Source organism: Pseudomonas sp. Irchel 3H9, assembly GCF_900187495.1.
Lineage (GTDB): Bacteria > Pseudomonadota > Gammaproteobacteria > Pseudomonadales > Pseudomonadaceae > Aquipseudomonas > Aquipseudomonas sivasensis.
On record NZ_FYDK01000007.1, the window covers coordinates 32,426 to 58,058 of the forward strand.

Genomic DNA, 25,633 nt, shown 5'->3' on the forward strand with positions numbered 1-25,633 from the left:
GAAATCCTGGGCAAAACGTCAAGCACGCATGAATGCATCGCGACGGCACTGATAGGCACAGCCCTTGCAATTGCTCCCACATAACAACATTGACCTATGGAGACCGCACCATGAAGCGTCGCAGCTTGATCAAGGCTTTCACCCTGTCGGCATCCATCGCCGCCATGGGCATGACCTGGACTATCCAGGCCGCCGAGACCATTAAGGTCGGCATCCTGCATTCGCTGTCCGGGACCATGGCCATCTCGGAAACGTCCCTCAAGGACATGGCGCTGATGACCATCGACGAGATCAACGCAAAGGGTGGGGTGAACGGCAAGATGCTTGAACCGGTGGTCGTGGACCCAGCCTCAAACTGGCCGCTGTTCGCTGAAAAAGGCCGCCAGTTGCTGACCCAGGACAAGGTCGCGGTGGTGTTCGGTTGCTGGACGTCGGTGTCGCGTAAATCGGTGTTGCCAGTGTTCGAAGAACTCAATGGCCTGCTGTTCTACCCGGTGCAATACGAAGGTGAAGAGATGTCGCCCAACGTGTTCTACACCGGTGCGGCGCCGAATCAGCAAGCGATCCCGGCGGTGGAATACCTGATGAGCGAAGAAGGCGGCAGCGCCAAGCGCTTCTTCCTGCTGGGCACCGACTACGTGTACCCGCGCACCACCAACAAGATCCTGCGCTCGTTCCTGCATTCCAAAGGCGTAGCGGATAAAGACATCGAAGAGGTCTACACCCCGTTCGGCCACGCCGACTACCAGACCATCGTTGCCAACATCAAAAAATTCTCCGCCGGCGGCAAGACCGCTGTGATCTCCACCGTGAATGGCGACTCCAACGTGCCGTTCTACAAGGAGCTGGCCAACCAGGGCCTGAAAGCCACCGACGTACCGGTCGTGGCGTTCTCCGTGGGCGAAGAAGAACTGCGCGGCATCGACACCAAGCCGTTGGTGGGCAACCTCGCCGCGTGGAACTACTTCCAGTCGGTGGAGAACCCGGTCAACCAGAAATTCGTCGCAGACTGGAAAGCCTACGCCAAGAAACACAACCTGCCGGGCGCGGACAAAGCCGTGACCAACGACCCGATGGAAGCCACCTATGTGGGCATCCATATGTGGGCCCAGGCAGCAGAGAAAGCCAAGTCCACCGACGTCGACAAAGTGCGTGAAGCCCTGGCCGGCCAGACCTTCGCCGCGCCGTCCGGCTTTACCCTGACCATGGACAAGACCAACCACCACCTGCACAAGCCAGTGATGATCGGTGAGATCCAGGCGGACGGGCAGTTCTCGGTGGTGTGGCAGACCCAGGAGCCGATTCGCGCCCAGCCGTGGAGCCCGTACATTCCTGGCAATGACAAAAAACCGGATCACGCTGTGAAGAGCAACTAAAGCCCCACCACAAGTCAAATGTGGGAGGGGGCTTACCCCCGATGGCGGTGAGTCAGTGACAGAAGTATCACCTGACACTCTGCTATCGGGGGCAAGCCCCCTCCCACACTGTCCACGCATGATCAGGACATTTGTTTATGCCCACTGCCCTCACACGCTACCTCCTGACGCTACTGCTGTTGCTACCCCTGGCCGCACACGCCAGCGACGCCGAAGACTTCCAGGCCGCCAACCCGACGCAACAAGCCAAGCTCCTCCAGGACTGGGCCGCAAAGCCTGACCCGGCGCGCATCGAGTTGGTGGACGCCCTGCAACAAGGTCAGCTTACGGTCAATGGCGAAACCAAAACCGTGCGCCTGAACAACCGCCTGCGCGGCTTGATCGATAACGTGCAAGCCAGCCAGCAACTGCTCGCCGCCGACCCCAAGGTGCGCTTGGCGGCTGCGCAAACGCTGCAAAAAACCGCGCAACCTGCGCAGCTCAAATTCCTCGACCAGCAAGTTGCCGCCGAAACCGACGAAGGCGTGCACACCGCCCTGAGCCTGGCCCTGGCCAACCTGCAACTGGTCGACACCGACCCGGCCGTGCGCCTGGCTGCCGTGCGCTTGCTCGGCAGCACCGGCGACCCGCTGGCCCGCACGCGCCTTGAAGCCTTGCTCGCACCTGGCGTCGAAACCGATGCCGCCGTGCACACCGCCGCCGAAACCAGCCTGGCCCAGGTCAAACGCAAATTGATGTTTGGCGAAATCCTCGGCCAGGCCTTCAGCGGCATGTCCCTGGGCTCGATCCTGCTGCTCGCGGCCCTGGGGCTGGCGATCACCTTCGGCCTGCTCGGCGTGATCAACATGGCCCACGGCGAGATGCTGATGCTCGGCGCCTATTCCACCTATGTGGTGCAACTGCTGATGCTGCGCTACGTGCCTGCGGCCATCGAGTTCTACCCGCTGATCGCGCTGCCGGTGGCGTTTTTCGTCACCGCCGCGATCGGCATGGCCCTCGAGCGCACGGTGATTCGTCACCTGTACGGCCGGCCATTGGAAACCCTGCTCGCCACCTGGGGCATCAGCCTGATGCTGATCCAGGCCGTGCGCCTGGTGTTCGGCGCGCAGAACGTCGAAGTGGCCAACCCTGAATGGTTGTCCGGCGGTATCCAAGTGCTGCCCAACCTGGTGCTGCCTTACAACCGCATCGTGATCATCGCCTTCGCACTGTTTGTCGTCGTGCTCACTTGGCTGCTGCTGAACAAGACGCGCCTGGGCCTCAACGTGCGCGCCGTCACCCAGAACCGCAACATGGCCGCCTGCTGCGGCGTGCCCACCGGGCGCGTGGACATGCTCGCCTTTGGCCTGGGCTCGGGCATCGCCGGGTTAGGCGGCGTCGCGCTGAGCCAGATCGGCAACGTTGGCCCGGACTTGGGCCAGAGCTACATCATCGACTCGTTCCTGGTGGTGGTATTGGGCGGTGTCGGCCAGTTGGCCGGTAGCGTCACGGCGGCCTTCGGCCTGGGTATCGCCAACAAGATTCTGGAACCGCAGATCGGCGCCGTGCTCGGCAAGATCCTGATCCTCGCGCTGATCATTCTGTTTATCCAGAAACGCCCGCAAGGACTCTTCGCACTGAAAGGACGGGTGATCGACTGATGAACCAGCCATTGATGCTTACGGCCGCGCAAAAGGCCGGCCCCAAGGCGACGATTGCCACCGGTGTGATCATCCTGATCCTGCTGCTGGCCTTGCCGCTGTGCTCGCTGCTCTCGCCGGAAAACCCGCTGCATGTCTCGGCCTACACCCTGACGCTGGTGGGCAAGATCCTCTGCTACGCCATCGTCGCCCTGGCCCTGGATCTGGTGTGGGGTTACGCCGGGATGCTGTCCCTCGGTCACGGTTTGTTCTTCGCCCTCGGCGGTTATGCAATGGGCATGTACCTGATGCGCCAGGCGTCCGGCGATGAGCTGCCGGCGTTCATGACCTTCCTGTCGTGGACCGAATTGCCCTGGTATTGGGCCGGCACCGATCACTTCCTCTGGGCGCTGTGCCTGGTGGTATTGGCCCCGGGTTTGCTCGCTTTGGTGTTCGGTTTCTTCGCCTTCCGTTCGCGGATCAAGGGCGTGTATTTCTCGATCATGACCCAGGCCCTGACCTTCGCCGGGATGCTGTTGTTCTTTCGCAACGAAACCGGGTTCGGCGGCAATAACGGCTTTACCAACTTTCGCAGCATCTTGGGTTTTGGCATTACCGAGCCTGGCACACGGGCAGCGTTGTTCCTGGCCACGGTGCTGCTGTTGGTCGCCAGCCTGTACATCGGCTGGCGCCTGGCCCAGAGCAAGTTCGGCCGGGTGCTGACCGCCCTGCGCGACGCGGAGAACCGCCTGATGTTCTGTGGCTACGACCCGCGTGGTTTCAAGCTGTTTGTGTGGGTGTTGAGTGCGGTGCTGTGCGGTTTGGCCGGCGCCTTGTACGTGCCACAAGTGGGCATCATCAACCCGAGTGAAATGTCGCCGACCAACTCCATCGAAGCCGCCGTGTGGGTGGCCTTGGGCGGGCGCGGCACCTTGATCGGCCCGCTGCTCGGCGCCGGTGTGGTCAATGGCATGAAGAGCTGGTTCACCGTGGCCTTTCCGGAATACTGGCTGTTCTTCCTCGGGGCGCTGTTCATCATCGTCACCCTGTACCTGCCCAAGGGCGTTATCGGCTTGCTGAAGAAATGAGGAACGTCATGCTCGAACCTATTTTTGACGCGGGCAGCGGCCGCGATGCCATCGGCATCGGCCAGGCCGCGGGCAAGGGCCTCAACACCCGCCATGGCACCATCCTGACCCTGGAAGACATCAGCGTCAGCTTCGACGGTTTCAAGGCACTCAACGACTTGAATCTCTACATCGGCGTCGGTGAACTGCGCTGCATCATCGGCCCCAACGGCGCGGGCAAGACCACGATGATGGACGTGATCACCGGCAAGACCCGGCCCAGCCACGGCAATGCCTGGTTCGGCGAAACCCTGGACCTGACCAGCATGAGCGAAGTGCAAATCGCCCAGGCTGGTATCGGCCGCAAGTTCCAGAAGCCAACGGTGTTCGAAGCCTTGAGCGTGTTCGAAAACCTGGAGCTGGCGCAGAAGACCGACAAGTCGGTGTGGGCCAGCTTGCGTGCACGTTTGAGTGGCGAGCAGAAAGACCGGATTGATGAAGTGCTCGATACCATCCGCCTCACTGCCTCGGTGCATCGCCCCGCCGGGTTGCTGTCCCACGGCCAGAAGCAGTTCCTGGAAATCGGCATGCTGCTGATGCAAGACCCGCAACTGTTGCTGCTGGACGAACCGGTGGCGGGCATGACCGACGCCGAAACCGAATTTACTGCCGAACTGTTCAAGCGCCTGGCGGGCAAGCATTCGTTGATGGTGGTGGAGCACGACATGGGCTTTGTCGGTTCGATTGCCGACCATGTGACGGTGTTGCACCAAGGCAGCGTGCTGGCCGAAGGGTCGCTGGAACAGGTGCAGGAAAATGAGCGGGTGATCGAGGTTTATCTCGGTCGCTGAACAGCTTCAGGTGGATACGAAAATGTGTGTTGCGCAGGACTATGTGGTGAGCGGGCTTGCCCCGCGCTGGGTCGCGAAGCGGCCCCAGAACCAGGCAATGAGTTTTACCTGATAGAACGCGGTGAATGGGAAAGGGGCCGCTTCGCGGCCCAGCGCGGGGCAAGCCCGCTCACCACAAAAAGCCCGCTCACCACAAAAGTCGGTTCACCACAAAAGTCGGCTCACCACAAAAGTCGGCTCACCACAAAAGTCGATTCACCATAAAAGCCAGCCACCGGCACGATTTGAGGAGGGTTTGAACATGCTGCAAGTCGACAAGCTGCACCAGTATTACGGCGGTAGCCACATCCTGCGCGGGCTCTCGTTTGACGTGAAGATCGGCGAAGTCACCTGCCTGCTCGGCCGTAATGGCGTGGGCAAGACCACCCTGCTCAAGTGTTTGATGGGGTTGCTGCCCGCCAAAGAGGGTGCGGTGAACTGGGAAGGCAAGGCCATCACCGGTTTCAAACCGCACCAGCGCGTGCACGCCGGTATCGCCTACGTGCCTCAAGGCCGGGAGATTTTCGGGCGGCTGACGGTGGAAGAAAACTTGTTGATGGGCCTGTCGCGCTTCCCGGGTTCCGAGGCCAAGGAAGTGCCGGCGTTTATCTACGAACTGTTCCCGGTATTACTGCAAATGAAGCATCGGCGCGGCGGTGACTTATCCGGCGGCCAGCAGCAACAGCTTGCTATCGGGAGAGCCCTCGCCAGCCGCCCACGCCTGTTGATTCTCGATGAGCCTACCGAAGGCATCCAACCGTCGGTGATCAAGGAGATCGGCGCCGTGATCAAAAAGCTCGCAGCGCAGGGCGATATGGCGATTCTGTTGGTGGAACAGTTCTACGACTTCGCCGCTGAACTGGCCGACCAGTACCTGGTGATGTCACGGGGCGAAATCGTGCAGCAAGGCCGTGGAGAAAATATGGAAAGCGAGGGTGTACGCGGTCTCGTAACCATCTAATCTGTAGCGTCCTAACGATAAGCATAAAGACATGAACCTGCCCGTTACCCCTGCCCTGTTCACCCCCAGCTGGCACGCCGAGCTGGAACTCGGCTATGCGCGTTTCGGCGACACCACGCGCCCGGTGATGCGCCGCCACCTCGGCCCGCTGCGGGTGCAAAAGCACCTGTATGCCGAAGGCCCCGAGGTGTGCCAGCACATCATCGTGCACCCGCCCGGCGGGATTGCCGGTGGGGATCGCCTGGACATCAGCGCCCACGTCGCCGAGGGCGCCTGGGCCCAATTGACCAGCCCTGGCGCGGCCAAGTGGTACCGCGCCAGCGGCCCGGCCTTTCAGCAACTCGAACTGACTGTCGAAGCCGGCGCCACCCTGGAATGGCTGCCCCAGGAAACCATCGTATTCAGCGCTGCCCAGGCCGAACTCACCACGCGCATCGACCTGCAAGGCGATGCCCGATTGTTCTACTGGGACGTGATCGCCCTGGGCCGTCCGGCCAGTGGCGAGCGCTTCGACTTGGGGCACTTTCAATCGCACCTGGATATCCGCCGCGACGGCCAGTTGCTCTGGCATGAACGCCAGCGCATTGTCGGCGCCGATGGGTTGCTCGACTCGCCTATCGGCCTGGACGGGCAGCCGGTATTTGCCACCCTGTTGGTGACTGGCGAAATCACCCCTGAATTGCTTGAGCAATGCCGCGCTCTGCCGAATGCAGTACGCGGCGACCTGACCCAATTACCCGGCTTGCTGGTCGCCCGCTGCCTGGCCAGTGAAGCGCTGCTGGCGCGGGGATGGTTGATTGATTTATGGAAATTGTTACGTCCCGCTCTGTTTGGGCGAGAGGCGGTCGCACCACGAATCTGGAGCACATGAAGATCAACATGTGGGAGGGGGCTTGCTCCCGATAGCGGTGGGTCAGTGACAGATGTATTGCCTGGCATTCCCCATCGGGGGCAAGCCCCCTCCCACAGGGGATCTGCGGTGTTTTTATGAATGATGTTTGAAGGACCTTGAACCATGGACCTGACCCCACGGGAAAAAGACAAACTGCTGATCTTCACCGCAGGCTTAGTGGCCGAACGCCGCCTGGCGCGCGGGGTGAAGCTCAACTACCCGGAAACCATCGCCTATATCTCCGCCGCCTTGATGGAAGGCGCCCGCGATGGCCGCACCGTTGCCGACTTGATGCACTACGGCACCACCCTGCTCAGCCGTGAACAGGTGATGGAAGGCATCCCGGAAATGATCCCGGATATCCAGGTGGAAGCGACCTTCCCGGACGGCACCAAACTGGTCACCGTCCACCAACCCATCGCCTGAGGCCCGGTCATGATTCGTGATGCAATTGAAAGCGACCTGCCAGCCATCCGCGACATCTACAACGATGCGGTACGCAACACCACGGCGATCTGGAACGAACAACCGGTAGACCTGGCCAACCGCTTGGCATGGTTTAACGCGCGTCAGGCCCAGGCGTATCCGATCCTGGTATCGGTCGAGCACGATGAAGTCACCGGCTACGCCTCGTTTGGCGACTGGCGCCCTTTCGAAGGCTTTCGCTACAGCGTCGAGCACTCGGTGTATGTGCGTAACGACCAGCGTGGCAAAGGCCTTGGCCCGCAGTTGATGGCGGCCTTGATCGAACGCGCGCGCATAGGCGGCAAGTACGTGATGGTCGCCGCCATCGAAAGCGGCAACCAGGCTTCGATCCGCCTGCATGAGCGCCTGGGGTTTATCACCACCGGGCAAATGCCGCAGGTGGGTATCAAATTTGGTCGCTGGCTCGACCTGACCTTTATGCAACTGGCCTTGAACCCGGGCGCCGAACCGCCCAAGGAGTGATCGATGAGCGCTGCGCAACTGCGTCGAGTCAATGCAGAGAGTTTTGCCCATTACCGCGAGGGCCTGATTGAGCTGTTGCTGGACGCGGTCAAGCACGGCGCATCGGTGGGTTTTATGGCCGACTTCGATGAAGCCCAGGCCCGCGAGTATCTGCGCGGCGTTCAGTCGAGCATCGAAGACGCCAGCCTGCTGCTGTGGGTGGTGGTGCGTGACGAACAGGTGCAGGCCAGCGTGCAATTGGCGCTGTGCCAGAAAGCCAATGGCCTGAACCGCGCCGAGGTGCAAAAGCTGCTGGTGCACAGCAGTGCGCGCCGCCACGGCCTCGGCCAACAACTGATGCACACCCTGGAACTTGCCGCACGCCAGCACAAGCGCGGCCTGCTGTACCTGGACACCGAAGCCGGCTCCGGGGCCGAAGCGTTCTACCAGGCGCTGCGCTACACCAAGATCGGCGAACTGCCCGATTACTGCCAAAGCCCGGACGGGCGCTACAGCCCGACCGCCATCTACTTCAAGACCCTGGGGCAACCTGCATGATTCCTGGCGAATATCAGATCCAGCCCGGCGAGATCGAACTCAACGTCGGCCGTCGCACCATCACGCTCAGCGTGGCCAACAGCGGCGACCGGCCGATCCAGGTGGGCTCGCACTATCACTTTTTCGAAACTAATGACGCGCTGACGTTTGACCGTGCGGCAAGCCGCGGCATGCGCCTGAATATTCCGGCGGGCACGGCGGTACGGTTTGAGCCGGGGCAGAGCCGTGAGATCGAGTTGGTCGATTTGAGCGGCGGACGGCGGGTATTCGGGTTTGCCGGGCGGGTCATGGGCGATCTTTAGGGCCTCATCGGGGGCAAGTCGAATCGTCGCACCGCCCCTCCCACATTTGAATGTGTTCACACATCAAAGGTGGGAGGGGGCTTGCCCCCGATAGCGGTGTCACATTCAACACATTCTTCTCAGGGCACACACCTATGAAAATCAGCCGCCAAGCCTACGCCGACATGTACGGCCCCACCGTCGGTGACAAGGTCCGCCTGGCCGACACCGAGCTGTTCGTCGAAGTCGAACAGGACTTCACCGTCTACGGCGAAGAAGTCAAATTCGGCGGCGGCAAAGTGATCCGCGACGGCCAGGGCCAGAGTCAGTTGCTCGCCCATGAAGTGGTGGACACCCTGATCACCAACGCGCTGATCATTGATCACTGGGGCATCGTCAAAGCCGATGTCGGCCTGAAGAACGGTCGTATCCACGCCATCGGCAAGGCCGGCAACCCGGACATCCAGCCGGGCGTGACCATGGCCATCGGCGCCAGCACCGAAGTGATCGCCGGTGAAGGCATGATCCTCACCGCCGGCGGCATCGATTCCCATGTGCACTTCATCTGCCCGCAGCAGATCGAGGAAGCACTGACCAGCGGCGTCACCACCATGATCGGCGGCGGTACCGGCCCGGCCACCGGCACCAACGCCACCACCTGCACGTCGGGCCCGTGGCACCTGGCACGCATGCTTCAGGCCAGTGATTCATTCCCGATGAACATCGGTTTTACCGGCAAGGGCAACGCCAGCTTGCCGGAGCCGTTGATCGAGCAGGTCAAGGCCGGCGCCATCGGTTTGAAGCTGCACGAAGACTGGGGCACCACGCCCGCCAGCATCGACAACTGCCTGAGCGTCGCCGACCAGTACGACGTGCAGGTGGCGATCCACAGCGACACCCTCAACGAGTCCGGCTTCGTCGAAACCACCCTCGCCGCGCTCAAGGGTCGCACCATTCACACCTACCACACCGAAGGTGCCGGTGGCGGCCATGCGCCGGACATCATCAAGGCCTGCGGCTTCCCCAACGTACTGCCAAGTTCGACCAACCCGACGCGGCCGTTCACGCGCAATACCATCGATGAGCACTTGGACATGTTGATGGTCTGCCATCACCTGGACCCGAGCATTGCCGAAGACGTGGCCTTCGCTGAAAGCCGCATCCGCCGCGAGACCATCGCCGCCGAAGACATCCTGCACGACCTCGGCGCGTTCTCGATGATCAGCTCCGACAGCCAGGCCATGGGCCGCGTGGGCGAAGTGATCACGCGCACCTGGCAAACCGCCGACAAGATGAAAAAACAGCGCGGCCCGCTGCCGGGCGATGGCGCCGGCAACGACAATTTCCGCGCCAAACGGTACATCGCCAAGTACACCATCAACCCGGCGATCACCCATGGCATCAGCCATATCGTCGGTTCCATCGAGGTGGGGAAATGGGCTGACCTGGTGCTGTGGCGGCCGGCGTTCTTTGGCATCAAGCCGACCCTGATTCTCAAGGGCGGCGCAATTGCCTCCAGCCTGATGGGCGACGCCAACGCGTCAATCCCCACCCCGCAACCCGTGCACTACCGCCCGATGTTCGCCAGCTTTGGCAGCTCGTTGCACGCCACCAGCCTGACCTTTATCAGCCAGGCCGCGCTGGACGCCGGATTGCCCGACGCCCTGGGTTTGAAGAAGCAGATCGCGGTGGTTAAGGGCTGTCGCGATGTGCAAAAAACCGACCTGATCCACAACGATTACCTACCGGAAATCGAAGTGGATCCGCAGACCTATCAGGTCAAGGCCGATGGTGTGCTGCTGTGGTGCGAACCGGCGGACGTGCTGCCGATGGCACAGCGTTACTTCCTATTCTGAATCGTCACCCGCTCATGGGCTCAAGCTTCGCTGCCCTGAGCGGGTTGCGGGCTGCGGCCCATGATTTGATCGGTCATGGTGTAGAGCAGTTGCAAGCGCGCCTTTTGCACGGCGCTGATGTCGGAGAAATACTCCTCGTCACTCATCACGTACCCCGGCACGGAGTTCACCGACGATTTGCCCAGCGCCAGCACCGTGGTATCGATCGTCTTGCGCAGCGCTTGCTTTTGCTGCGGCGAAAGATCGCCGTCATTCGCCCATTCCTGTTGAGCGACCTGCAAACTGATCAAGTCATCGCCCCTGACCTGCAGCACCTTGAAGGGTTCGGGGTTCAACGACTCGACGAAGTTGGCCCAAAAGGGTTCCTCCACGATCTGGTTGCGTAGCTGGTCGCCTTCCTCCAACGCCCGCACACGCAGGTAAGCCTCGTCCACCATCGCGCTTGTGACATCCGGCTCGTTGAACATCATGCTCTTGGACTGCCAGGGTAAATCCAGACGCCCGGCCAGCCGTGTGGCATAGGCCAGGTATATCTCGACTTCGTCGATGCTGCGCAGCGCATTTCCCTGGGCGTCGTACTGCCGCACCAACTCACCCTGCGCGTCATATTGAGGAAAATTGCGACCCTGCGCGAGCAGTTCGTTGACTCTCGCTTGAGCGATCCGACCCAACTCATGGAGCCTTGCGCGCCCCCTGGCCAGGTCCAGCAGTTCGATTTTTTTCAGCTCGACATTGGGAATTGCGTTGGCTTGGGACACCAGCACCTCCCCGCCCATGGCATTGAACAACTGGGCCCCGGCGTCGACACACGTGGTGGGTGCAGCGGCCATTTTGAACAAGGTGTCACACAGCACACTGTCTTCATGCATGGCCTCGATCATGCGCCACACCTTGGCTGTCAAATCGTTCCTGTATTCAGGCGTTCCCGCATCGGAAGATTCGTTCAGTTTGCGCAGTTCATTGAAAAACGGCTCGCTGCCTTCAAGCTCCTCGACCGCGTCCCAGTAGCGGGCTTTCACCACCCACTCCTGTTGCGTCAGGCCGGCCATCCAATGGGCGCTGTCCTGCACGCCCCTGGGGGGAAAACGTCGCCCGGCATCCATCCCGATGGACTCTATATAGAGCTTGAGCCGATCGAGTGCCTCAGGCGCCAGCAACTCACGGGTCACCACGATTCTGGCGATGATCTCTGCCCTGTCCGAGCCCGGCGCCACATCAGGCATTTCAGTGATTGGATTGCCGGTCAGGTCCAGAACAAAACCTCGCGGCCTGGGGTGGGCGAAAAGGCCCGCCGGCAGTGCCTTCAAACCGCAGCCCGCCAGTTCCAGCCATTGCAGAAAACGCAGGCGCTTGAGGTTCAACCACTCACCGATGGGGTTACCGGCCAGTGTCAGCGAAATCAGTCGGGTCATATTGTTGATGTGCTGCGCGGTCTCTGCCGTCAGAACCAAGGCGTTATCGGCCAGGTCCAGCCCTTCCATGAACGGCATGTTCGCAAGGGCGGGCGGCAGGACAGTCAAGCGATTTTCGCTCAGGTCCAACAGCCGCACCCTGCGGAACGCCGACAGAAAACGCGCGCCCTGGTTGGTCAGGTCGCACCGGGTCACCTGCAGGTTGGTGACATGATCGAAGTTGCCTGGCAGCTCTGGCAGGGTTGCCAGCTGCGCCCCGAGCATCCGCTGCTGGTCGCGAGCGCCGCCTCGCAGATTGATCCGCTGCCCTCGCACGTTACCGAGGGGATCTATGTCCGGCTCGCCGGTCATTCTCCAGGCGTTCATGATGGCATCCACAATCCGGTACCGTGCGCGCAAAATCGACGGCGTTCTCGGCCCCTTCAAAAGCCAGTTGTAAAACGTCTCTTCAAGGTCTGCGAAATCACGCTCCAACGCACGCAGCCAGGCGTCGTCGGTGAGGCTGCGGTCCTGCAGAAAGGCCTCAACCTGCTCCTCCGTCAAACTGGGGTAAAGCGTTCGCAGCCGACGACGGAAAGTGCCCTCAACTCCGCCCACCCCGCGTCCGCTCAACGGATAGCCCGGCTGGCCGCTCGGTGCGCGCTGCGGGAACCTGAAGAACGGCTTGTTCCGCGGCGCCATGCGCAAGGCGTTGCTTAAGGCATCCCGTGGCAGCGCCCGCTGAATGACCAACGCATGCAACTGATCACCTTGGCCGACATGGGGCAGGCTGATCGCGTTGCGATGGGCATCGGGCAAGGCGTGCTGCAACGCTCTATACAAGCTGTCGGTACCGTGTAGTTCATTGCCCTCTTCATCGAAGGGTTGATAAAGCCCATCAGCCACACGCGCCAGCACTTTGCGCTGGCCTGCGTCCTCGGGGCCAAACACCGCGCGCAAGCTGCCATCGAACGAGCCCTCGCGCACTTCAAGCCGGATGTTGTCGTGCCAGCCGGGCAGGTTTTCCAGGGAGTGCAGCACCAGGGTTTCGGTATCCGGGTTGTCCAGCCGCTCCAGATACAACCCTTCATAAGCGTGCAACAGACGCATCTGCGCCTGCAGCTTGCGCGCCTCTTCGGCCAGCCGTAAGGGGAGTCGCCCCTTGGCAGTGATGAATTCCAGCTCTTTGGGGGAAGCCGAGTCCAGCAGTTCCTGGGCGATCAGGCTCGGCAAGCGCTTGAAGTCGCGCTGCAAAACCTGCACGGCGGGGCTTTTAGGCGCAAGGCGCTCGCTGTACAGGCTTTTGAACAGCCGGGTGTGCTGGGTGGCCGCATACTCCGCCAGGCGGCGAGTCAATTCCGCCGCACGCGACGGGGTGTCGAGCCCTGTACGCTCACCCAACAGTGGCGTTAACTGTTCGTGGCTGAGGTGCTCGACAATGCGCCTGGACAGCTGGCCCTGCATCAGCTCGGCACGGCTGATCCGGATCAGGTCCCGCCCCGTCGCCAGCCGGTTGCCATAGCGCACCGCCGAAGTGTCGAGCCCGTCCTCTCCCAACACGTCAATACCCGTGCTGGCCGGCCAATGGGCAAGCTCTGTGACCAGGCTGGCGGCATAACCGGTCAACTCGGCAGAGAGACGTCCAGCCGTGATCTGCCGGTTGAGTTCCTTCGCCTGCCCGTAGGCGCGAAATTGCTGCGCGGTGTCCAGCAACACCGCCGGCACCGGCTCACTTTGCGCGTGCACTCTACGCAACTGGTCCTCGTGGACATCGCTGACCTGACGGATCTGCTCAAGCTCCTCGTCGCTGAAGCCCTCCATCGCAGGGCCGATACGCCGCATCAGCGTCGCCCCTGTCCACTCCTGGGGCCGGTCGGCCTCATGCAGCCACCTGCCCTGGTTGTTGTGGCGCAGCAACGGCTGGTAGGCCTCTGCTCGCGTCGGGTGCTGGATACGGTAATGCCCGGTGGTGGCGTCCTCGACAATACGGTAATGCTTGCCCTCAATAGCGAGCACCGGTTGTCCATTCTGGCGGTACACACCGTGCTCATCTGCTTGCCCCTGCGGCTCGTAATCCGGTAGTTCATAACCGTCGAGTCGTGGACGCCAAAGGGTCTTCCCGCCTGTGGGCAGGCGTACGTTTCTCAGGCTTTCGACCTGGCCCGACCATTGAACATGCGGCAATACCGCAGCGCCCGCGGCAAAAAATGCAGCATTGAGCGCTACCGAGGAAAAGCAGCGCCACATCTCTTTGATTTCACCCTGTTCATACGCCTCGATGCCATGGAACACGTCAGTCATCATCTGCCCAGCGCCCACCGCCAGCATGATCGGTCCAAGCCCCGGCACCACAAACGCCGCCAGGTTGAATACATTGAGCACCGCGTCCAGGAAACCTGCCATGCGCCTGGCCCGCGCCTGCGCGTCCTCGTCGCCGGTGGGCACGGCCACCGCCCTGGCATCGCTGAGCAGCTTGCGCATATGCGCCTGACGCTGTCCGATCCACACGTCGCCGGTGATCTCGAACGCTTCGATCGGCAATCTGGCGGGCTCGGCTTGCAGTACGAAATCCGTCTGCGTGTCGTCGCTTTCCTTTGGTTGATAGAGCTTGTTGAGTTGCTGAAAGAACTCACCTTGATGCTGCACGGGGATGAACTGGCTGAAGAAACGGCGGTAGGCGATGCTGTGCAGACGCGCTCTCAAATCGGCCATGAACGCGTCGCCGGAGGCATATTCGCGCATCGGCTGCTGCGGATCGTTGGGGATATACACCACCACCCGCTCGGCATCGACACTGCTCAGGCGCTCTGGCCCGATCAGCAATGGCCCGACGAGCACAATGCCGAAGATTTTCAACGCCGCAAACGTGACCGGGCTGCCATCGAGGTAAGCGTTGCGCGAGCCGCTGAGCACCTGATCGAGCATCCGCCGTGCGCTGGCACTCACACCCGCTCTCCCGTTGGCGTCAGCCAACCGTTGCCGGCTGGCAATATCGAGACTCAGGGTAAATTGCTGGCGTTGGTGCGCATGCAATTGGTTCTCCAATGTGGTGCGCTGGGTTTGATCCTGCGGCTCAAGCACCGCCTTGAGATGCTCCTGATACAACTTACCCACGTTCAACGAGCGACACAGCTGGGCAAACTCGTGGGGCAGGATGGCCACGGCTTGATCCTGCAGAACGTCGAACCCCGGGATCACCTCCCCTTCGAACGCGCTGAATCGAGTGATGATCGAGCAATCGCGGCAACTCAAGGGTTGTTCTTCAGAAGGCTCGAAGTTGGCCAGGGCGGCTTCAAGCAGCGTTACGCCGCGATAACGGTAATTGGCATCCGGACTGCTGGTTTGATCGACGGTAAAAAATCCACCAAAGGCAGCTTGCTCTTTTCCGGGGGTGTACTTGCGGGCGAAGTACACCTGCCTGACATCCAGGTCCATGTTGAAACGTTGCTGAATCTGCGCTTTAAGCAGCGGTTCGGCGAAATCGAGCACGTCGTCAATGCGGGCAAGGTTGTCTTCGAGGTCGCGCTGAGCGGCGCGGAAGCGGGTGTGAGCGACCGCGAGGCTGGCTCGACCTGCCGAGTCGGCTTTCAGGTACCAATCCGGCAGTTTCAGCGAGTGGTCGGCCAACTCTTGCTGGCGCTGCTTGGGCGCCTGCAGAAACCAGGAAGGGACGCGGCTTTTCAGGAAGTCGTAATGCACTCCGCTATAGCCGGGCGAGGAAGAAGCGGGCGAAGGTATGTTTGGCATTTGGGCTCATCCGTGGCCAGGAATTAAGCCCTCAGCCTATCGAACGCCCTTGCGCCAAAAGGCACATATAGTTGTGCCGTTTGGCGCTTTTGCGTCAGTTCAGAACTGTTCGCGCGGGTTGAACGCGGCTTTCTCCGCCAGCGCTTGCCACAAGGCCTTGACCTCGTCGTCTGCAGCTTTGGGCATCACAGCCTTGAGCTGCACGAACAGGTAACCGCGCTGGCCCGCCTTGTTCAGCAAGCCGTGGCCCTTGGCGCGCATGCGCTGGCCGTTCTGGCTGCCAGCCGGCACCTTGAGGTTGATTTTGCCGGTCAGCGTCGGTACGGCCACTTCAGTGCCCAGCGCCAGTTCCCACGGCGCCAGCGGCAGGTTGATGATCAGGTTTTCGCCATCCACTTCAAACTTGCTATGGGGCGCAAACTTGATGATCAGGTACAGATCGCCGTTGGCCCCACCGCCGATGCCCGGCGCGCCCTGAGCCTTGAGGCGGATGCGCTCGCCGTCGGTCACACCGGCGGGGATCTTCACGTTCAGGCTCTTGGTGGTGTTGCTCACATGCCGGCCCGAGGCGTCGTATTGCGGCACCTGGAAGCTGATCTGCTTGGACTCGGTGGACAGCGTTTCTTCAAGCGACACCGTCAGTTGCATCTCGACATCCTGGCCTTTACGCCCGGCCGGACGGCGCTGGCCGCCGCCGAAAGCATCGCCACGGTTACCGAAGATCGAACTGAAGAAGTCCGAAAAGTCCTCGCCCTGCCCGCCGCCGCCAAAGCCGCCACGGCTCTGCCAGCCCGGTGGCCCCTGGAACGGCTGGCCGTGCTGGCCGTATTTGCGCAGTTCATCGTATTCGGCGCGCTTATCGGCGCTCTTGAGCGCTTCATAGGCTTCAGACGCGTCCTTGAACTTGGCTTCGGCGTCTTTTTCCTTGCTCACATCGGGGTGATATTTACGCGCGAGTTTGCGATAGGCGGCCTTGATTTCCTTGTCATCGGCGCTCGGCTCGACACCCAATATCTTGTAATAGTCTTTGAAATCCATCGGCGGTTCACCATCCTTCATCGAGATCGCACAGCCCTGGGCACAACGTGCGCTGCTTTGCACCTGTTGAGTCTTGTGGCCTGGGGGTACGTCAGAGTTTTATCGGCACTTGCCGTATGCACCAGATGTGGGGGCAAATCCCACACTTTCAAGCACGATTTAACGGATGGTCGGCCTACGCATCCGCCTTCGACTGGCATACACTGCGCGGCCGTTTTTCGACCGGAACCCGATAGACATGAAAAACCCATCCCCAGCCCGTGCTTGTGGTATCGACTTTGGCACGTCCAACTCCACGGTCGGCTGGATCCGCCCCGGCGAGGAGACGCTTATCGCGCTGGAGGACGACAAGATCACCCTGCCGTCGGTGGTGTTCTTCAACTTCGAGGAGCGCCGCCCGGTATACGGTCGCCTGGCGCTGCACGAGTACCTGGAAAACTACGAAGGCCGCCTGATGCGCTCGCTCAAGAGCCTGCTGGGTTCCAAGCTGATCAAGCACGACACCAGCGTGCTGGGCACGGCAATGCCGTTCACCGACCTGCTGGCACTGTTTATCGGCCAGCTCAAGAGCCGCGCCGAAGCCAACGCCGGCCGCGAGTTCGAAGAAGTGGTACTGGGCCGCCCGGTGTTCTTCGTCGATGACGATCCGATGGCCGACCAGGAAGCGGAAAACACTCTGGTGGATGTGGCGCGCAAGATCGGCTTCAAGGACATCTCGTTCCAGTACGAACCAATTGCCGCCGCGTTCGACTACGAGTCCACCATCGAGAAAGAAGAGTTGGTGCTGATCGTCGACATCGGCGGGGGTACGTCCGACTTCTCCCTGGTGCGCCTGTCGCCCGACCGCCGTCACAACGACAACCGCCACGACGACATCCTCGCCACCGGCGGCGTGCATATCGGCGGTACCGACTTCGATAAGCAACTGAGCCTGCAAGGCATGATGCCGCTGTTCGGCTACGGCAGCCGTATGAAAAGTGGCGCCTACATGCCCACCAGTCACCACATGAACCTGGCGACCTGGCACACCATCAACTCGGTGTACTCGCAAAAATCCCAGCTGGCCCTGGGCAGCATGCGCTATGACATCGAAGACACCGGCGGCATCGACCGCCTGTTCAAGTTGATCGAACAGCGCGCCGGGCACTGGCTGGCGATGGAAGTGGAAGAAACCAAGATCCAGCTGACCCACGCAGACAGCCGCCATGTGGCGCTGGACCGTATCGAAGCGGGCCTGAGCGTCGACTTGAGCCGGGCGCTGTTCGAATCGTCCATCGACGCCCTGCTGGAGCGTGTGCGCGGCAGCGTGACGCAACTGCTCAACGACGCTTCCGTGACCGTGGCGCAAGTGGACACGGTGTTCTTTACCGGCGGTTCCAGCGGCATTCCGGCGCTGCGCCACAGCATCTCGGCGATGCTGCCGAATGCGCGGCATGTGGAAGGCAATATCTTTGGCAGCATCGGCAGCGGTCTGGCGATTGAGGCGAGCAAGCGGTACGGCTGCTGAGTTTCACCTGAAATACGGTGGTGACTTCATCGGGGGCAAGCCCCCTCCCACACTGACTGTATTCACAAATCTATATGTGTAAACACAGTAAATTGGAGGGGGCTTGCCCCCGATGGCGCCCACCCAGGCACAACACGCCTTAAACCATCCCACCCAGTTTCAGCTCACTCTTCAGATACGCATAGTAGATCGGCCCCGCCACCACGCCCGGCAGACCGAATGCGGCTTCAAACACCAACATCGCGAGCAGCAATTCCCACGACTTGGCACTGATCTGCCCGCCAACAATGCGCGCATTGAGGAAGTACTCGACCTTGTGGATCACGATTAAATAGCCCAACGCCGCCACTGCCACCCAGATCGACAGCGACAGCGCGACGATGGTGATCAGGGTGTTGGACATCAGGTTGCCGATCACCGGCAGCAGGCCGAGCAGGAAGGTCAGCACGATCAGGGTTTTGGTCAGCGGCAGGTGAATGCCACACAGCGGCAGCACCACGGCGAGGAATATGGCGGTGAAGGCGGTGTTGAGCGCGGCGATCTTGATCTGAGCGAAGACGATGTTGCGAAAGGCCTGGACCAGCAGGTGCAGGCGGTCGAACAGCGCCGCCGCCAGGGGCTTGCGCTTGGTCAGGTCAGGCACGCGCTGCAGGGCGATGATCGCGCCGAGCACCATGCCGATCAGCAGGGTGACGAACATGTGCGCGGCGTCTTTGCCCACCAGTTGCAGCTCGCTCAGGTGTTTGCTCAGCCACTCACCGATGGCCACACGGAATTCGGCGGCGCTGGCCGGCAGGTAGGCGTCGAGGAATGGCGGAAGTTGGCCCCGCGCACGGTCGACCACGCCCATGAATTTGTCGAGGGAAGCCCCGGGATTTTCCGCTTCGTGGAGCAGGAAGCTAATGGCGCCGGCGAAGATCAGCGCAAGCACGCTGACAATCAGGGTCCCGAGCAACGCCACTGCCAGCCAGCGCGCGCGGCGGCCTTCGATCAGCCGTTGCAGTTGGGGGGTGAGCATGTTGACCAGTTCATAGACCAACAAACCGGCCAGCAGGCTGGGCAGCAATTTCAGCGGCAGCACCAGCAGCAGTCCGCCGAAAATGATGATGTAGCTGGCCAGCAACAACACATGACGCTGAGAAAACGTTGGCATACAGCCTCAAAACGAACGGCGTTAAAGGATGGGCAGTCTGCCAGCCTTCAGAGAATCAAGCGAGTGGATAGGTTGTGAATGCGATCAAGTGTGAGAGGGGCACCTCCCCTCCCACTTTTAATCTTCAGCACCTACGAAATCGTGATCAACCTTTGAGGCAGGTGCTCATGAACGTCTTGCGCGCATCGCCGGTCAGCGCTTTGGTTTTCGCCGACGCATTGCAATCCTTCATCTTCTGCTGCTGCGGCGTCAGGGTCTTGGCGTCATTGGCAGCCGGGGCCGACAGGCAGGTTTTCATGAACGCCTTGCGCTCGTCGCCCTTGAGCGTCTTGGTGGTGGCCTCAGCATTGCAGGTGGTCATTTTGTTTTGCTGGGCAGTGGCGGCAAAGCCTTGGGAACACAGCAGCAAGCCCATCATCAATAACGGAATACGCAGCATCTTCATGGAGTTTTCTCCCTGTTACCACGCCGATGGGCATGGCCTATCCGCAGTGTAGTCAAAGCCTGTTACATCTTCATCCACAGCGAATATTCGTCCGGCGGTACTGCTCCGGCGTGCAGCCGGCATGGCGCTGGAACATCGCGATAAACGCCGAGGCGGTGCTGTAGCCGAGGTCGAACGCCACCTGCTGCACGCTGCGTTCGCTGTCGAGGGCTTCGATGGCCGCCAGGTAGCGCAGACGCTGGCGCCATTCACCGAAGCTCATGCCCAACTCGCGCACAAACTGGCGCGCCAGGGTGCGTTCGCTCACATGCACCTGTTCAGCCCATTGCGCCAGCGGGCGGTTATCGCCGGGGTCGGCCTGCATACCTTCCAGAACGCCAAGCAGCCCTGGGCGGCGGGCGTAGGGCAGGAAACCGTCGTGGATCGGTGCCTGCCGCAGTTGATCCACCAATACTTGGGCCAGGCGGATATCGGCTTCGGAATGCGGAATATTCACGTCACGCCGGGCGAAGTCGCGCAGGATCGCCTTGAGAATGTCGCTGATCGCCAGTGTGCAAGGCTGTTGTGGCAGTTGCTCGCAGAGCTCGGGGGCCAGGCCGACCGAGTGATAGACAATCGCCTGGGCGTTGTAGGAGCTGTGCTCAGTATTGGGCGGGATCCAGACCGCGTACTGCGGCGGCGACATAAAGCGGTTACCGGCCACTTCCATGCGCATCACACCGCTGGCGGAGTAATCCAGCGAGCCCCAGAAGTGCTGGTGCGGCGTGCACTCGGTGTCAGGGGCAAAGTCGGAATAACGGAAGTAGACCGGGCTGGGCAAGCTACGGAAATCGGCGAGGCGTACGGTGTGTCGGGCCATATTGTCTGGATGCAAAGGTGAGTTGTCTGGATCGCAGTATAGGCTTCGATCCAGACAGGGGATAATCCCCCTTCATCAACACACTTGGTTTCTTTCGATGCAGTACGCGTATCCCCTGCTGGCCATTTTTATCTGGGCCGGCAACACCGTGGTCAACAAACTGGCCGTGGGCTCGATTTTCCCGTCGGAGATCGGTTTTTACCGCTGGCTGCTGGCGGCGCTACTGTTCACGCCGTTCATGCTCAAGCCGGTGATCGCTCACTGGGCGCAGATCCGCCCGAATCTGGGCAAGATCGTCATCCTCGGCGTGCTGGGCATGGCCGTGTACCAAAGCCTGGCGTATTACGCCGCCTCCCTGACCACCGCCACCAACATGGGCATCATCCTGTCGCTGATGCCGTTGATGGCCCTGACAGCAGCGATCATCAGCCTCGGCCAACGCCTGACCTTCGGCGCACTCACCGGGGCTGTGCTGTCGTTTGCCGGTGTGGTCGTGGTGGTGTCGTCCGGCAGCCTGGGCGCGCTGTTGCAACACGGGGTCAACCTGGGCGACGCCATGATGCTGGTCGCCACACTGGCCTACGCGGTCTACAGCACCTTGCTGAAAAAATGGCAGCTGCGCCTGCCGCCGTTGGTGTTGCTGTATTTGCAGATACTGGTGGCGGTGGTGGTGTTGTTTCCGCTGTTCCTGTTCTCGGCCAAAACCGGCCTGGGCTGGGCAAATATCCCACTGGTGCTGTACGCGTGTTTACTGGCGTCGATGCTCGCGCCGTTGGCGTGGATGCACTCGGTGAAGACCTTGGGACCAAGCCGTACCACGCTGTTTTTCAACCTGCTGCCGTTGATTACCGCGTTGATTGCAGCGGTGGTATTGAAGGAGGAACTGGCGTTGTATCACCTGGTGGGCGGTTTGCTGACCTTGGGCGGGGTGATCTTGTCGGAGCGCTGGACCACACCGGTGCGCCGCCTGGCTTAAACACCCGCCGCTTTCAAGCGCCGGGCATGCTCCACAAACAATCGGATCGGCTCGGCGCCCTTGCCCACCAGCCCCATGGACTGATTGACGATATCAAAATGGTCCAAGGCAAAATCATCGCCAATCACCGTGCCCAGGTGTGAGCTGTAGCGCCCGACCATGCCATCACACTGGCCCTTTTCCCGCACAAAGCTGCGGGCGAACAAGCGGCAACTGCGGTGGGTACCATCAAACAAATTACGGCCCCGATCCGTGATGCCCGGCTGCAACGTGCCGGACCACGAGTAATAGCGCACGCCGTTGACCACCTCCGCACCCTGCCCGCCCCATGTCTCGGGTAAGCCTTGGGGATACCGGCGATTGAACAAAGCCACACCTTCACTGGTGAGGGAATGGTGAGACGCCTGCAGATCCGCCTTGAAGCGCGGCCCGCGATAACCGGTTTCCAGCACACCCATCACCCAGGCGACCAGGTGAAACAGCGCGCTCATGATCCGGCCCTTGGCGCCGTCGATGGGGTAATGCGTGTGGATATGGTCCGCCAGCTCAGAACCGTGGTTCGGCCCGGCCACCGAAGTCACCGACGCCACCCAATCCGGGCGCAGGGCTGCTGCATAGCGCGCAGTCAGTGAGCCTTGGCTATGGCCGATCAAGTTGACCTTTTCCGCCCCAGTCTCGCGGCGTATGCGCTCGATCTGCACCAGCAGTTGCTCGCCACGCACCTCGCTGGAGTCCAGCGGTGCCACCTGTATCGGGAATACCTGAGCCCCACCAGCCCGCAAAGCCGGGACGATGCCATACCAGTAGGGGAAAAACCCGATGCGCACAAATCCGAGCATGCCGGGCACCAATACCAGGGGATAGCGTGTGGCCAACGACTGTGACATGAAGCGAATATCCTCGCAGCGCGTTTGATGCAATGCAGCCTAGCCCAGTTGCAAGTCGGGCTCGTGACGCGCGAGGTAAATCCGATAAAACTTTTTGCGCTGCCCGGCACTCACAACTTGGAGCGATCACGCCGACAGAGCGTGGCGTAACCCGGATTAGCCCCAGGAGATTGAGATGACTGAAGCAAACTTGACCGACGTTGCGACCCTGCGCAGCCGCGCCCGCCAGAACGTCGAAAACGGTGCCGTGACCGAAGGCTACGACGCCGACCGCGAAGAAATTATCCGCCTGCTCAACGCGTCGCTGGCCACCGAGCTGGTGTGCGTGCTGCGCTACAAGCGCCACTATTTCATGGCCAGCGGCGTTAAAGCAGCCGTCGCCGCAGAGGAATTTCTGGAGCACGCCACCCAGGAAGCCGAACATGCCGACAAACTGGCCGAGCGCATCGTGCAGCTGGGCGGCGAGCCGGAGTTCAACCCCGATCTGTTGTCGAAGAACTCCCACGCGCAGTACGTGGCCGGTAACAGCTTGAAGGAAATGGTCTACGAAGACCTGGTCGCCGAGCGCATCGCGGTGGACAGCTACCGCGAGATCATCCAGTACATCGGCGACAAAGACCCGACCACTCGCCGCCTGTTTGAGGAGATCCTCGCTCAGGAAGAAGAGCATGCGGACGATATGGCCGACATCCTCGAAAGTCTTTAAATAGCGTAAATCCCATGTGGGAGGGGGCTTGCTCCCGATAGCGGTGATTCAGTCTCAGAGGTACTGACTGACATACCGTTATCGGGGGCAAGCCCCCTCCCACATTTGGTTAGCCTTTAACGGTCTTCGGCGCCTTGCCTTCTTTCATCTGCTGCAGCAGCGGCGCGCACTCATTGGGCTCGCCACCACTTGGGGCGACCAACGCAAGCAAGCCGGCAGCAGGACCGGCGATCACGCCCAGCGCCACCATGCCCGCGCCGCGCAGGGCTAATGGAATGGCCTTGACCCCGGCATTCGGCTTGATAAACGGCCCGTTCACATACAACGGCGAGCGCAGGGAGAAGAGACGGAAGCCTTTGGATTCCGGGGTGACGGTCAGGTCCAACTGCTCGGTCGCCATGTTCGCGGTGCCATCGATGTAGATGATGGCGTTCTCGGTATCGAACACAAACAGCCGCGTAGTCGCCAAGCCCGTCTTGATGCCGAAGTCCGCGGCGGCACAGTTGATCTTCACTTCCTTATCGCCGAACAAGCGGCCCACCACGTAGTTGCCCACGTTGAGCCCGGCGATTTCCATCAGGCCACGGCTGATGGCACCGTCGTTGATCAGCATCTTCAGGTCACCATTGGAGCTGCCCAGCAGCGCCGCCACGGAGTTACCTCGCCCGGCAATATCGGCATCGCCGTTGAGTTCACCGAAGCTGGTTTTCATCGGCTCGAAGCTCGGGAACAGTTGCTTGAGCTTGAAATTGCGCGCGGTCAATTTGGCGCGACCTTCCATCGGTGTGATGCGGCCATTCAGGCGAATCTGCGCATCGAGCTTGCCACCAGCGACGCCGAAACGCAGTGGCTCCAGGCTCAGCTCGCCGTCGTTGAGCACCAGATGGGTATAAAGATCGGTAAAGGGTAATTCGGCACTGTGCACGATACGTTTACCGGTGAATTCCACATCGGCATCCATGTCGCGCCAGCGTTCGGTGCGGAACTCTTCCACCGGCAGCACTTTGGTCGCCGGCTGTTTGCTTTCGCCGCCACGGGCCTTTTGCTTGGCGTTGGAGTCGGCGCCGATCAAGGGTGCAAGGTCAGTCATCAGCAACTGGTTGGACACCAGCGCGCCGCTGAGCTTGGGCCGTGGCTGGCTGGCGACGTAGGCGAGGTTGCCGTGAATGTCGCTGTTGCCGATCTTGCCGTTGAAGTTGTCGTAGCGGAAGGACGCGCCGCTGGCATCGTGCAGCTTGGCGATCAAGTGACCGTCGGTGGCGTAGGCCGGCGAGTCCGGCAGCGTGACGCCGGTCAGTGGATACAGGTTGCCCAGGCTGCTGCCGGACAGCTTCAGGCGCAGGTCAAGAGCGCCGAGGTTGAGCGGGTCGGTCAGGGTGCCAGCCAGGGCGATGTTGGTGTCAGCGATCTTGACCTGGGCCTGTAGCGGGAACGGCTTGGCCGCATCCTGCAGGGCCAGCAGGCCGCCGATCTTGCCGGTGCTGTCGAGCTTCTGGCCGTGATACTGGCCTTTGACCTTGAGGGCGAACGCATAGTCCTGGGGCGCCGAGCCTTTCTCCAGAGCCTTCTTGGCATCGGCATCGCCGACGATTTCACCGAAGGGAATCGGTTTGCCCAAGGGGTCAATGATCACGTCGAGCTGGGTCTTGAGGGTCTGGTCATCCAGCGTCACGTGGCCTTTGTCAAAGCCGATGGCACCGATGTCCACCACCCAGTTGGAGGGTTCGGCATTGGGGTCTTTAGGGTCGAACGTGAAGGTCCAGTTGGCGCGACCATCGGCCAGGCGCTGTAACTCTGCACTCGGTTCGGTGAGATCGATACGCGGGATAACCACACGCTGTGCCAGCAGAGCCAGGGGCGAAATACGCAGCTCGACTTTCTTCAACGAAACCATCTGCGGTTTTTTCGACCAGTCCGGGTTACCCAGGGTCAAGTCTTCGGCAATCACATGAGGCCATGGCACCCAGGCACGCCAGCCGCCTTCATCGGGCTCTCGCTGCCACACCACGGCGAGGTTGCCGTTGATGGCAAACGGGCGATGCAGTTCTTCGGAGACTTTGGCATTGAGGGGCGGTTTGATGCGATTCCAGTCAAAAAACACCAGGACCAGGACTGCAACGGCGATTAACAGAACGAAGCTGGCGCAGCTCCAAGCGACGATTTTACGAGTGCGCGTCATTGCACAGGACTCCTCAACACGAATAGCTGAACTACAGCTCATAAGAGTACGACTGGCAAACCGTCCGGGGGTTTAACCCAGTGGTCAATTTAGTCGCAAAAAGCCATTTTTCTGATCGATCAGACAAATCCAATCATCAACGGCGCACCATTGTTACCCAGGTTCGTGTCGAAAATACCCACCACGGTGCAAAACCGCGTGCTTGAGAGGTCCGGTCTAGAGCCTCTGCGAGGAACAATCAATTCTGTTGATTATTACCATTGTGTTTATGAACTTTTATATCGACATATCGAGAGTAGCATTAGCCCCGTACCCACT

At 60.9% G+C, this 25,633-nt stretch carries 21 protein-coding genes; 14 read left to right on the top strand and 7 right to left on the bottom strand.

Features of this window, described 5'->3' with window-relative positions; translation table 11 throughout:
• The first annotated feature begins 110 nt into the window (after positions 1–110).
• The 11 genes from urtA to ureC all read left to right on the top strand — a co-directional run bounded on the left by urtA (position 111) and on the right by ureC (position 10,427).
• Positions 111–1,376 (top strand): urea ABC transporter substrate-binding protein, encoded by a 1,266-nt coding sequence (gene urtA / locus CKW32_RS22420; RefSeq protein ID WP_032890589.1) that lies wholly within the window; start codon positions 111–113, stop codon positions 1,374–1,376.
• A gap of 137 nt (positions 1,377–1,513) precedes the next feature.
• Positions 1,514–3,016: an urea ABC transporter permease subunit UrtB gene (urtB, locus tag CKW32_RS22425; protein ID WP_032890588.1), complete on the top strand. Its 1,503-nt coding sequence runs from the start codon at positions 1,514–1,516 to the stop codon at positions 3,014–3,016.
• The gene (gene urtC / locus CKW32_RS22430; protein WP_095186044.1) at positions 3,016–4,083 is read left to right on the top strand and encodes an urea ABC transporter permease subunit UrtC; all 1,068 of its coding nucleotides are present in this window, start codon (positions 3,016–3,018) and stop codon (positions 4,081–4,083) included. Before urtB ends, urtC begins: the two co-directional genes overlap by 1 nt.
• Entirely contained in the window at positions 4,080–4,913 is an 834-nt protein-coding gene (urtD, locus tag CKW32_RS22435) for an urea ABC transporter ATP-binding protein UrtD (RefSeq protein ID WP_095186045.1), read from the top strand. The genes urtC and urtD overlap by 4 nt, the downstream gene beginning before the upstream one ends.
• A 301-nt stretch (positions 4,914–5,214) precedes the next feature.
• Positions 5,215–5,913: an urea ABC transporter ATP-binding subunit UrtE gene (gene urtE, locus CKW32_RS22440; protein ID WP_032890580.1), complete on the top strand. Its 699-nt coding sequence runs from the start codon at positions 5,215–5,217 to the stop codon at positions 5,911–5,913.
• A 31-nt stretch (positions 5,914–5,944) separates the two neighbouring features.
• Positions 5,945–6,784: an urease accessory protein UreD gene (locus tag CKW32_RS22445; RefSeq protein ID WP_032890578.1), complete on the top strand. Its 840-nt coding sequence runs from the start codon at positions 5,945–5,947 to the stop codon at positions 6,782–6,784.
• Positions 6,785–6,928: 144 nt separating this feature from the next.
• Positions 6,929–7,231: an urease subunit gamma gene (gene ureA, locus CKW32_RS22450; RefSeq protein ID WP_003171437.1), complete on the top strand. Its 303-nt coding sequence runs from the start codon at positions 6,929–6,931 to the stop codon at positions 7,229–7,231.
• A 9-nt stretch (positions 7,232–7,240) separates the two neighbouring features.
• A complete protein-coding gene (locus CKW32_RS22455) occupies positions 7,241–7,753 on the top strand; it encodes a GNAT family N-acetyltransferase (protein WP_095186046.1) in 513 nt (170 codons plus the stop codon).
• A 3-nt stretch (positions 7,754–7,756) separates the two neighbouring features.
• Positions 7,757–8,290 (top strand): N-acetyltransferase, encoded by a 534-nt coding sequence (locus CKW32_RS22460; protein ID WP_032890574.1) that lies wholly within the window; start codon positions 7,757–7,759, stop codon positions 8,288–8,290.
• Positions 8,287–8,592 (top strand): urease subunit beta, encoded by a 306-nt coding sequence (locus CKW32_RS22465; protein ID WP_032890572.1) that lies wholly within the window; start codon positions 8,287–8,289, stop codon positions 8,590–8,592. The genes CKW32_RS22460 and CKW32_RS22465 overlap by 4 nt, the downstream gene beginning before the upstream one ends.
• Before the next feature lie 134 nt (positions 8,593–8,726).
• A complete protein-coding gene (gene ureC, locus CKW32_RS22470) occupies positions 8,727–10,427 on the top strand; it encodes an urease subunit alpha (RefSeq protein ID WP_032890570.1) in 1,701 nt (566 codons plus the stop codon).
• A gap of 20 nt (positions 10,428–10,447) precedes the next feature.
• On the opposite strand, the gene CKW32_RS22475 is transcribed toward ureC, so the two are convergent.
• Together CKW32_RS22475 and CKW32_RS22480 are read right to left on the bottom strand one after the other, a co-directional pair.
• Positions 10,448–15,565: a dermonecrotic toxin domain-containing protein gene (locus CKW32_RS22475; RefSeq protein WP_256585353.1), complete on the bottom strand. Its 5,118-nt coding sequence runs from the start codon at positions 15,563–15,565 to the stop codon at positions 10,448–10,450.
• A gap of 99 nt (positions 15,566–15,664) precedes the next feature.
• Positions 15,665–16,603: a DnaJ C-terminal domain-containing protein gene (locus CKW32_RS22480; RefSeq protein ID WP_032890568.1), complete on the bottom strand. Its 939-nt coding sequence runs from the start codon at positions 16,601–16,603 to the stop codon at positions 15,665–15,667.
• A 238-nt stretch (positions 16,604–16,841) separates the two neighbouring features.
• Between CKW32_RS22480 and CKW32_RS22485 the strand changes: the two genes are divergently transcribed.
• A complete protein-coding gene (locus CKW32_RS22485; RefSeq protein ID WP_095186047.1) occupies positions 16,842–18,110 on the top strand; it encodes an Hsp70 family protein in 1,269 nt (422 codons plus the stop codon).
• 139 nt (positions 18,111–18,249) lie between these two features.
• Here the strand turns inward: CKW32_RS22485 and CKW32_RS22490 are convergent, their stop codons facing one another.
• The 3 genes from CKW32_RS22490 to CKW32_RS22500 all read right to left on the bottom strand — a co-directional run bounded on the left by CKW32_RS22490 (position 18,250) and on the right by CKW32_RS22500 (position 20,567).
• Positions 18,250–19,263, bottom strand: coding sequence for an AI-2E family transporter (locus CKW32_RS22490; protein WP_032890564.1), 1,014 nt, complete (start codon positions 19,261–19,263; stop codon positions 18,250–18,252).
• A 145-nt stretch (positions 19,264–19,408) separates the two neighbouring features.
• The gene (locus CKW32_RS22495; protein ID WP_017849707.1) at positions 19,409–19,708 is read right to left on the bottom strand and encodes a PsiF family protein; all 300 of its coding nucleotides are present in this window, start codon (positions 19,706–19,708) and stop codon (positions 19,409–19,411) included.
• A 70-nt stretch (positions 19,709–19,778) separates the two neighbouring features.
• Positions 19,779–20,567 carry a helix-turn-helix transcriptional regulator gene (locus CKW32_RS22500; RefSeq protein WP_032890562.1) on the bottom strand — a complete coding sequence of 263 codons (789 nt, stop codon included), beginning with the start codon at positions 20,565–20,567 and terminating at the stop codon, positions 19,779–19,781.
• A 97-nt stretch (positions 20,568–20,664) separates the two neighbouring features.
• Here CKW32_RS22500 and CKW32_RS22505 point away from each other — a divergent pair, with 97 nt between their 5' ends.
• Positions 20,665–21,543: a DMT family transporter gene (locus tag CKW32_RS22505; RefSeq protein WP_095186048.1), complete on the top strand. Its 879-nt coding sequence runs from the start codon at positions 20,665–20,667 to the stop codon at positions 21,541–21,543.
• On the opposite strand, the gene CKW32_RS22510 is transcribed toward CKW32_RS22505, so the two are convergent.
• Positions 21,540–22,430: a triacylglycerol lipase gene (locus tag CKW32_RS22510; protein WP_032890559.1), complete on the bottom strand. Its 891-nt coding sequence runs from the start codon at positions 22,428–22,430 to the stop codon at positions 21,540–21,542. The genes CKW32_RS22505 and CKW32_RS22510 overlap by 4 nt on opposite strands.
• A gap of 175 nt (positions 22,431–22,605) precedes the next feature.
• On the opposite strand from CKW32_RS22510, the gene CKW32_RS22515 reads away from it, so the two are divergent.
• The gene (locus tag CKW32_RS22515) at positions 22,606–23,136 is read left to right on the top strand and encodes a bacterioferritin (RefSeq protein ID WP_032890557.1); all 531 of its coding nucleotides are present in this window, start codon (positions 22,606–22,608) and stop codon (positions 23,134–23,136) included.
• 109 nt (positions 23,137–23,245) lie between these two features.
• Here the strand turns inward: CKW32_RS22515 and CKW32_RS22520 are convergent, their stop codons facing one another.
• Positions 23,246–25,315, bottom strand: coding sequence for an AsmA family protein (locus CKW32_RS22520; RefSeq protein ID WP_095186049.1), 2,070 nt, complete (start codon positions 25,313–25,315; stop codon positions 23,246–23,248).
• Positions 25,316–25,633 lie beyond the last annotated feature (318 nt).

Coding starts and splice junctions, on each gene's coding strand:
- ureC (WP_032890570.1), top strand. CDS start 8,727: ATGAAAATCAGCCGCCAAGCCTACGCCGACATGTACGGCCCCACCGTC.
- CKW32_RS22480 (WP_032890568.1), bottom strand. CDS start 16,603: ATGGATTTCAAAGACTATTACAAGATATTGGGTGTCGAGCCGAGCGCC.
- CKW32_RS22500 (WP_032890562.1), bottom strand. CDS start 20,567: ATGGCCCGACACACCGTACGCCTCGCCGATTTCCGTAGCTTGCCCAGC.
- urtA (WP_032890589.1), top strand. CDS start 111: ATGAAGCGTCGCAGCTTGATCAAGGCTTTCACCCTGTCGGCATCCATC.
- CKW32_RS22445 (WP_032890578.1), top strand. CDS start 5,945: ATGAACCTGCCCGTTACCCCTGCCCTGTTCACCCCCAGCTGGCACGCC.
- urtC (WP_095186044.1), top strand. CDS start 3,016: ATGAACCAGCCATTGATGCTTACGGCCGCGCAAAAGGCCGGCCCCAAG.
- CKW32_RS22510 (WP_032890559.1), bottom strand. CDS start 22,430: ATGTCACAGTCGTTGGCCACACGCTATCCCCTGGTATTGGTGCCCGGC.
- CKW32_RS22475 (WP_256585353.1), bottom strand. CDS start 15,565: ATGCCAAACATACCTTCGCCCGCTTCTTCCTCGCCCGGCTATAGCGGA.
- CKW32_RS22455 (WP_095186046.1), top strand. CDS start 7,241: ATGATTCGTGATGCAATTGAAAGCGACCTGCCAGCCATCCGCGACATC.
- CKW32_RS22520 (WP_095186049.1), bottom strand. CDS start 25,315: ATGACGCGCACTCGTAAAATCGTCGCTTGGAGCTGCGCCAGCTTCGTT.
- CKW32_RS22465 (WP_032890572.1), top strand. CDS start 8,287: ATGATTCCTGGCGAATATCAGATCCAGCCCGGCGAGATCGAACTCAAC.
- urtB (WP_032890588.1), top strand. CDS start 1,514: ATGCCCACTGCCCTCACACGCTACCTCCTGACGCTACTGCTGTTGCTA.
- urtD (WP_095186045.1), top strand. CDS start 4,080: ATGAGGAACGTCATGCTCGAACCTATTTTTGACGCGGGCAGCGGCCGC.
- CKW32_RS22485 (WP_095186047.1), top strand. CDS start 16,842: ATGAAAAACCCATCCCCAGCCCGTGCTTGTGGTATCGACTTTGGCACG.
- CKW32_RS22515 (WP_032890557.1), top strand. CDS start 22,606: ATGACTGAAGCAAACTTGACCGACGTTGCGACCCTGCGCAGCCGCGCC.
- CKW32_RS22490 (WP_032890564.1), bottom strand. CDS start 19,263: ATGCCAACGTTTTCTCAGCGTCATGTGTTGTTGCTGGCCAGCTACATC.
- CKW32_RS22505 (WP_095186048.1), top strand. CDS start 20,665: ATGCAGTACGCGTATCCCCTGCTGGCCATTTTTATCTGGGCCGGCAAC.
- CKW32_RS22495 (WP_017849707.1), bottom strand. CDS start 19,708: ATGAAGATGCTGCGTATTCCGTTATTGATGATGGGCTTGCTGCTGTGT.
- ureA (WP_003171437.1), top strand. CDS start 6,929: ATGGACCTGACCCCACGGGAAAAAGACAAACTGCTGATCTTCACCGCA.
- urtE (WP_032890580.1), top strand. CDS start 5,215: ATGCTGCAAGTCGACAAGCTGCACCAGTATTACGGCGGTAGCCACATC.
- CKW32_RS22460 (WP_032890574.1), top strand. CDS start 7,757: ATGAGCGCTGCGCAACTGCGTCGAGTCAATGCAGAGAGTTTTGCCCAT.